This window comes from Thermosynechococcus sp. OHK43 (assembly GCF_014466085.1).
Lineage (GTDB): Bacteria > Cyanobacteriota > Cyanobacteriia > Thermosynechococcales > Thermosynechococcaceae > Thermosynechococcus.
The window spans coordinates 1-7246 of sequence record NZ_JACOMP010000105.1 but is presented as its reverse complement, the minus strand read 5'-3'; the positions used below and the strand labels follow the sequence as shown (position 1 = coordinate 7246).

Here is a 7246-nt window from a genome sequence, read left to right as displayed (position 1 = left end):
GCCCCCCTCAATTAGACCTAAATCATTCCACCTAAATCAAACGACGTAACTGTGTAATTTGGTCAGCGATCGCCAGCAGCGATTCTGGCATTTCAGGCCCCGTCAACATGACATCGAGGGTGCGTGGCCGATTCTTGAGAAAGTCCAGTACCTCCCCTTCAGTGAGCACCCCCAGTTGCATGGCCACACTTACCTCATCTAAAACCACCAAACGGTGCTGTCCCTCCTGCACTTTGGTTTGCAAATGCTGCCACAGCTCACGCACTGCTGCCTTTTCTTGGGGAGTGATCGAATCTCCTTGGCCTAAACAGCGTTGCAGCGCCGGTCGCCACCAAGTGAGATGCTGCCCCAACTGAATCGGGTGCTCGACCCCCATTTGAATGCCGCCCTTGAGGAATTGAACAATCATAACCTCACTGCCCTGGGCAGCAACCCGCAACGCCTGGGCCATGACTGTGGTGAAAAAGTGCCGCTGCGGACAGGTAAACACCTGCACCACTCCCTCAATGCCATAGGTTAGGGGCAAGCTTGCCTCAGAAGCGGAAACCGAGAGTTGTGCCACCATAGTGTTTCTGTCCAGTCAAAAAGGAGAACGATCCCCTAGGGGTTATACATCTAGTGTAGTACGCTGTGATTTAACCCTAGTGAACACTAGATATACGTGGCCGTCAAGGGGGGTGAGAATCAGTTATCTTAAAACACAGTAACTGTTACCGAGGATGCACCGATGCCAGCAACACAGGCCCTTGATGCGCAGGCGCTCTTTCGCGCTGCCTACGAAAATCGTTACACATGGGATGAAAATTTTCCCGGCTTTACGGCAAAGGTCACACTCATTGAGGGCGATCGCACCTACCAAGGGCAGGTCAAAGTTAGCCGTGACTACAGCGTTGAGGTAAGCGGGATCGAAGATGAACATATCCGGGAATCCCTCTACAATCAACTACGGGATGTGATTGTTCACCGCAAACGCAACAGTTTTGAGGCAGCCCACGGTAAAAACACGTTTCAAATTGGCCAAACCGATGCCAGCGGTGCCGTGGAGATCCTCGTCAGTGGCGATGCCATGGGCTCCAACTACAAAGTCAGGGACAATCAAATTGTCTACGTTAGCCGTGTCATGGGCCGGGTCGCCTTTGCCATTACCCATCAGGAAGCCCTTGACACCGGCTCAGGCTACATTTCCACCAACTATGTGGCTGTCTTCCGCAATCCCCAGACGAACGAAGTGGTGCGGCAAATGGCGTTTGAGGATACCTATGTACCCGTGGGCAACTACTATCTCATGAGTCGGCAGGTGGTGCACACCCATGAAAATGGCCAAACCAGCACTGTGGAAATCCGTTTTGATGATCTGCAACTCCTAGACAACTAAGCGTGGAAATTACATTTCTAGGCACTAGTTCTGGGGTGCCCACCCGCACACGCAATGTTTCCAGTGTGGCTCTGCGGCTGCCCCAACGCAAGGAAATTTGGCTCTTTGACTGCGGTGAAGCCACCCAGCACCAATTGCTGCGCAGCGACCTGCGAACCAGTCAGATTCGCCGGATTTTCATTACCCACATGCACGGCGATCACATCTTTGGCCTAATGGGCTTGCTGGCCAGTTGTGGCCTTGCGGGAACGGTGAGTCAAATTGATGTCTATGGCCCACCGACCTTAGATCGCTACATTGCCAGTTGTTTGCGCTGGTCAGTGATGCGACTGCCCTACAAGTTGCAAGTGCATACGGTAGAGCCGGGGGAAGTCTTTAGCGATGGTGAGTTTACCGTCACCTGTCGGCTGCTGCATCATCGCGTTCCCGCCTTTGGCTACCGGGTGACTGAGGGGGATCGCCCCGGTCGGTTTCATGTGGAAAAAGCCCAAGCCCTGGGGATTCCCTTTGGCCCTCTATATGGTCAACTCAAGCAGGGAAAAACCATCACTTTAGAGGATGGCCGCACCTTTGATGGTCGCGACTTCTGCGATCCGCCGCAGCGAGGACGCAGTATGGTCTATTGTACCGATACCGTCTTTTGTGATAGTGCTGTGGAATTGTCCCAGCAGGCGGATGTCCTCATTCACGAAGCCACCTTTTCCCACCAGGAAGCGAATCTGGCCTTTGCCCGTCTCCACTCCACATCCACCATGGCGGCGCAGGTAGCAGCTTTTGCCCAAGTGAAATTGCTTTTCCTCACCCACTTTAGCGCCCGCTACGCCCCCGGCAACCCTGTGCAGGTGGAAGATCTTTTGGCAGAAGCACAGGCCATTTTCCCCAATACCCGCTTGGCGCGGGATTTTCTCCACTACGCGATTCCCCGCGATGGCCAGATCGGCGAGGAAATGCCCTCTAGCCATCAGGACAGTCCTGCTGCGGCTAATACAGACACTTTGGATGCAACCCTAGGGCCCCTTGAGGCGCAAACCGTTGCTCCCGATCCAAACAGTCGGCCGGCGATCGCCATCAACCGTGCTACTCGCCAACAGATGCAACAAAAATTAGGAATTGACGCCACCACAGCCAATGCGATTTTAGAGCGACGGCGACAGCAAAAGTTTACCTGCCTAGGGGAACTGGAACGCCTCTATCCCCAAGTGGATTGGTCCACCCTAAATGTCCTCTTCTAAAGACCGATCGTGAGGCAGGTTCTGGTTGGAAACCTTCAAGTTGGAGGCATATCGAGGTGACACAGAACAATTTAAAGAAGAGCCGTGGCAATTTGGGTCGGCTGCCCCGCGGTAAGCGCACACCGGAGCGTGAGTACTACCGGCCGATCCTGCGTGTCCTTGCTCGTCGTGGCGGTTCTGGCAGGACTGCAGATGTGCTTGAGGAAGTATACGAGGAGGTGCAAGAAATCCTGACAGAGGCGGACCTTCAGCCCGTCCCTTCCGGTAACGAGCCGTGTTGGCGAAATACGGCTCGATGGGCAAGGAACGACATGGTCAAAAACGGTCTTCTCAAGAGCGGCAGCCCCTATGGCACCTGGGAGATCTCTGAAAAGGGATATCAATACCTGCAAGACCATGATCAAGACCAGGATAGGGTCTGAGGCAACCCTGCAAAGGTTTCTACCAGCTGTTGCTGATGCTAAGCGTTATTTCCTAAAATCAGCGCTTTGGCAGCAAAAAGGAGCTAGGGAATCATCAGTTACAATGGGCTTAAGGGACTGAGTTTTAAGACAGTTCCACCACTGGTTTCTGGGAGCTGCTCCGGCCCATGCAACTGTATTTCGACTATGGTGCGACGACCCCCTGTCGAGCGGAGGCTCTTGCGGCCATGGCGGCGGCCTATGAGCAGCAGTGGGGCAATCCGTCCAGTACTCACGAGTGGGGACAACGGGCGGCGATCGCCCTGGAACAGGCGCGGATGCAGGTGGCGGCACTGATTCATGCCCAAGCCGATGAGATCATCTTTACCTCTGGGGGCACAGAAGCCGATAATCTTGCCCTGTGGGGAGTTTGCCAGCGCTACCGCCAACCTCAGCATTTAATTATTTCGGCGGTTGAGCATTCGGCGGTGGCTAAACCGGCTGCTGCCCTTGAAGCCCAAGGCTGGCAGGTGACGCGCTTGCCGGTGAATCACTGGGGACAGGTGGAACCTGCTCAACTGCGGCAGGCACTTCAACCGAATACGGTTTTGGTCTCCATTATCTACGGCCAAAGTGAGGTGGGCACCCTCCAACCCATTACTGAACTCGCAGCCATTTGCCAAGAGGGAGGGGTGCTTTTCCACACAGATGCGGTTCAAGTGGCGGGACGAGTTCCCTTGGATGTGCGACGCTTGGGGGTAGATTTACTCTCCCTGTCTAGTCATAAAATTTACGGCCCTCAGGGGGCGGGGGCGCTCTATGTGCGATCGGGGGTGGCCTTAGAACCGCTCTTGCGCGGCGGTGGACAAGAAGTTGGCCTGCGGGCAGGAACGCAGGCAGTGCCGACCCTCGTGGGTTTTGGGGTAGCGGCGGCGTGGGCAGCCACTGAACTAGCAATAGAACCAATGCGACTTGCTCAATTGCGCGATCGCCTGTGGCAGCAGTTACAGAATCATCCCCAAGTGGAACAAACGGGACATCCCTGGCAGCGACTGCCCCATCACTTGAGTTTGATTGTGCGCGATCGCCACGGCCAGCCCTTGAATGGCAAAACCTTTGTCCGGCAACTCAACCTGGCAGGGATTGGCATTAGTGCGGGATCCGCCTGTCAAAGTGGCCAAACCCAACCAAGTCCAACCCTCTTGGCCATGGGCTACGATCCTGAAACCGCCAAAGCAGGAATTCGTATTACCTTGGGGCGAGAGACCACCGCTGCCGATGTGGATTGGTTAGCCATGGTGCTGCGGCAATATCTTGCAGAGGCGATCGCTCCCCCCTTAGCGGTATCCATTTCCTAGGATGCATCATGGTGTGGGCGGCATTATCTGCACAGGGGACCTGGGTACTGGCTAGCTACGGCGTAGTGGCCACGCTGATTCTGCTGTGGACGATTCTGCGATCGCTACGGCATCCGTCCCAAAACGCCACCCTTGAAGCCGAATTGGCACGGCTACAAAATTACTGCACTCAACTCCAGCAGCAACTTCAGGCAATAACCGCGGAAAATCAACACTTACGAGCAGAGCGCGATTACTGGCAACAGCAGCACCAAAGCCTCAATGATCAACTCACCACCCTAGAAGCCACCTATCACCAACTGGAGATGAATCTTCAACGCCTCGAACAGGAGCGCGATCGCCTGCAACAGGCCCTGCAGCAGCCCGCCGACTGGTGGCAGGAAATCACCAAAAACTATCAAAGTTGGTGGGAAAGCCTCCCCTTTCTTCCCCATGAGGATACCAGCAGCAAATCCTAAGGCAGGCGATCAATGGGCAAGGGCGGATAGAAGAAGTACCCTTGGCCATACAGACAGCCGAGATCCATCAATTGGGCGGCTTGAACCGCCGTTTCCACGCCTTCTGCAACCACATCTAAACGTAGACTCTTGCCTAGGGCAATCACGGCACCAATAATTTCCTGTGCCGCTCGGCTTTCCTCTAAGCTCTGGACAAAGGAGCGATCAATTTTCAGGGCGTGGATGGGTAACTGATGCAACCGACTCAGGGAGGAATAACCTGTGCCAAAATCATCAATGTTGAGGGCAACCCCCAGTTGTTGCAGTTCCTCGGCCACCTGCAATGTGGCTTCAAGGTTGCGGATCATTGTCGTTTCAGTAATCTCCAGATGGAGGAGATGGGGGGGCAATTGGGCACTGCGCAGCACCGCCAAAATATCACCGACAAAGTTGGCATCCACCAGTTGTTGAGGCGAGATATTAATACCCAGGGTCATGGTCTGGCGACGGCTGTCCTGTTGCCGCCACTGGCTAAATTCCTGGATCGCGCGTTCAAGGACCTGCCGGCCAAGGCTAACGATGAGACCTGCCTGCTCCGCCAGGGTGATAAATTCACTGGGAGGAATTTCACCTTTTTCGGGGTCAAACCATCGGCTGAGGGCCTCAAGTCCTACAATTGCCCCCGTATTCATCTCAACAATGGGCTGGAAATACACCTGTAACTCACTGTTGGCGATCGCCTGATGCAGTTGGCTCTCAAGGGTAAAGCAACTTTGGGCTTGGGTGTGCATTTGCGGGTCAAAGATGCGACACTGCCCCAGTCCCTGTTTTTTTGCTTGGTACATGGCAATGTCAGCATCCCGCAGGAGGGTAGCGGCAGAGGCGGCCTCGCGATCGCTAAAGGCCACACCAATACTGGCACTCAGGCTTAACAAGTGACCATCAATGATCAGGGGTTCCTGAATTACCCGCTCTAGGTCAGCAATCCGCGCTTGCACTTGTGCCACCATCTGTTGAGAATCAAGATCTTCACAGAGGACCACAAATTCATCCCCACTCAGGTGAGCTAAGGTATCCCCCTCACGCACCACACTCTGCATTCGCTGGGCAAGGGTGATGAGTACCTGGTCACCGGCTTGGTGTCCCAAGCTATCGTTAACGCGCTTAAAGCGATCAATATCAATGAAAACAACAGCAAAGGGGCGATCGCCACGGCGTTGATATTGTCGCCAACAATGCTGCAATCGCTCCTGGAGGAGGGTACGGTTGGGAAGTCCCGTCAGGGGATCGTGGAGAGCATCGTGAATGAGCTGCTCCTCCATTTGTTTGCGGCGGGTAATATCATGCCCCACACATTGATACTCCACACAGCGCCCATGGTGATCAAAAAAGGCACGTGTTGTCCATTCAAACCAGGCAAGCTGTCCTGTACTTTGTCCTGTACTTAATGTCACAGCGCATTCAATGGTGCTGATGGGCTGCGTTGGGCTGAGGGTTTGCAGATGCTGTTGAAAGCGTTGCTGGGTTACAGGATCAAAGGGATGTTGGAGGACCTCCCCCAGATCACAACTCACGCCCACTTCAGCCAGATAGCGAAAGAAGGCGGGATTGCCAAAGGTCAGATGTCCCTCAGGCGTGCAGCGGTAGAGCAGTTCTGTCTGCGCCTCGAGAACCCGCCGATAGCGCTCTTTTTCCTGATGTAGCGCACTCACTAATTCAGCACGGTGAATACCAAAGCCCAGTTGTTCCCCCAGTTGGCGGATCAGTTCCACCTCGTCATTGGCCCAAGGCCGCGGCGAAGAGCAGTGGTGGCACAGAAATAATCCCCAGAGGCGTTCCTCCTCAATAATCGGTACTGCTAAGAGGGCACGCACCTGCAATTGGTTGAGAAAGTCGCGGTGACACTGAGCCATTGTGGCGGTGTTAATGTCCGCAAGCGCCAGCACTCGCCCTTGCAGGTAGGCTTCGGCAGCCTCCCGTTGAAAACAAGGATCACAAAATGTACGGTTGAGGAGGGAAAACTGGGGTGCTGCAACGGACTCGGCCACCACTTCCCCTCTGCCGTCAGCGTAGAACTGGAAAATGACGGTGCGATCTACGTTCAAGAGCTGGCGGATTTCTTCTAGGGCGGTTTTGAGGACGGTTTCTACATCTAATGAGCGGCGGATTTTGATGGTCAGACGATGCAGGAGTTCGGCTTGAGTTTGCCGCCGCTGCAACAAGGTACTGGAGTCCACTTGCAGTGTAATATTTTGGCAGAAAATGGCCAAACCACGGCTGGTGGGAAATACCCGTACGGCGAACCACTGGTTGAGCCCCTCATAAAAGGCTTCAAATTGGACCGGAGTCTGCTGTGTCATTGCCCGCTGACATTGCTCCTCAAAAATCGAGTTGCGGGCATCGGGGAAGAGCTCCCAGAGGTTTTTTCCTAGCATTTGTGAGG

The 7246-nt window shown here is 54.5% G+C and carries 7 protein-coding genes; 5 read left to right on the top strand and 2 right to left on the bottom strand.

Annotation, left to right across the window (positions count from 1 at the left end; genetic code table 11):
• Nucleotides 1-31: 31 nt before the first annotated feature.
• Complete coding sequence (locus H8Q75_RS04415) at nucleotides 32-565, bottom strand: P-loop NTPase family protein (protein ID WP_024125844.1); 534 nt, start codon at nucleotides 563-565, stop codon at nucleotides 32-34.
• Between the two features lie 162 nt (nucleotides 566-727).
• On the opposite strand from H8Q75_RS04415, the gene H8Q75_RS04410 reads away from it, so the two are divergent.
• The 5 genes from H8Q75_RS04410 to H8Q75_RS04395 all read left to right on the top strand — a co-directional run bounded on the left by H8Q75_RS04410 (nucleotide 728) and on the right by H8Q75_RS04395 (nucleotide 4824).
• The gene (locus tag H8Q75_RS04410) at nucleotides 728-1375 is read left to right on the top strand and encodes a DUF3386 domain-containing protein (protein ID WP_024125843.1); all 648 of its coding nucleotides are present in this window, start codon (nucleotides 728-730) and stop codon (nucleotides 1373-1375) included.
• A 2-nt stretch (nucleotides 1376-1377) separates the two neighbouring features.
• On the top strand, nucleotides 1378-2607 hold the full coding sequence (locus tag H8Q75_RS04405; RefSeq protein ID WP_024125842.1) for a ribonuclease Z: 1230 nt from the start codon (nucleotides 1378-1380) through the stop codon (nucleotides 2605-2607).
• A gap of 56 nt (nucleotides 2608-2663) precedes the next feature.
• A complete protein-coding gene (locus tag H8Q75_RS11940) occupies nucleotides 2664-3029 on the top strand; it encodes a winged helix-turn-helix domain-containing protein (protein ID WP_365970687.1) in 366 nt (121 codons plus the stop codon).
• A gap of 167 nt (nucleotides 3030-3196) precedes the next feature.
• Nucleotides 3197-4366: a cysteine desulfurase family protein gene (locus H8Q75_RS04400; protein ID WP_297040799.1), complete on the top strand. Its 1170-nt coding sequence runs from the start codon at nucleotides 3197-3199 to the stop codon at nucleotides 4364-4366.
• A gap of 8 nt (nucleotides 4367-4374) precedes the next feature.
• Nucleotides 4375-4824 (top strand): hypothetical protein, encoded by a 450-nt coding sequence (locus H8Q75_RS04395; RefSeq protein WP_041429293.1) that lies wholly within the window; start codon nucleotides 4375-4377, stop codon nucleotides 4822-4824.
• On the opposite strand, the gene H8Q75_RS04390 is transcribed toward H8Q75_RS04395, so the two are convergent.
• The coding region (locus H8Q75_RS04390; RefSeq protein WP_297040797.1) for an EAL domain-containing protein at nucleotides 4821-7246 on the bottom strand (2426 nt) is incomplete at its 5' end. The genes H8Q75_RS04395 and H8Q75_RS04390 overlap by 4 nt on opposite strands.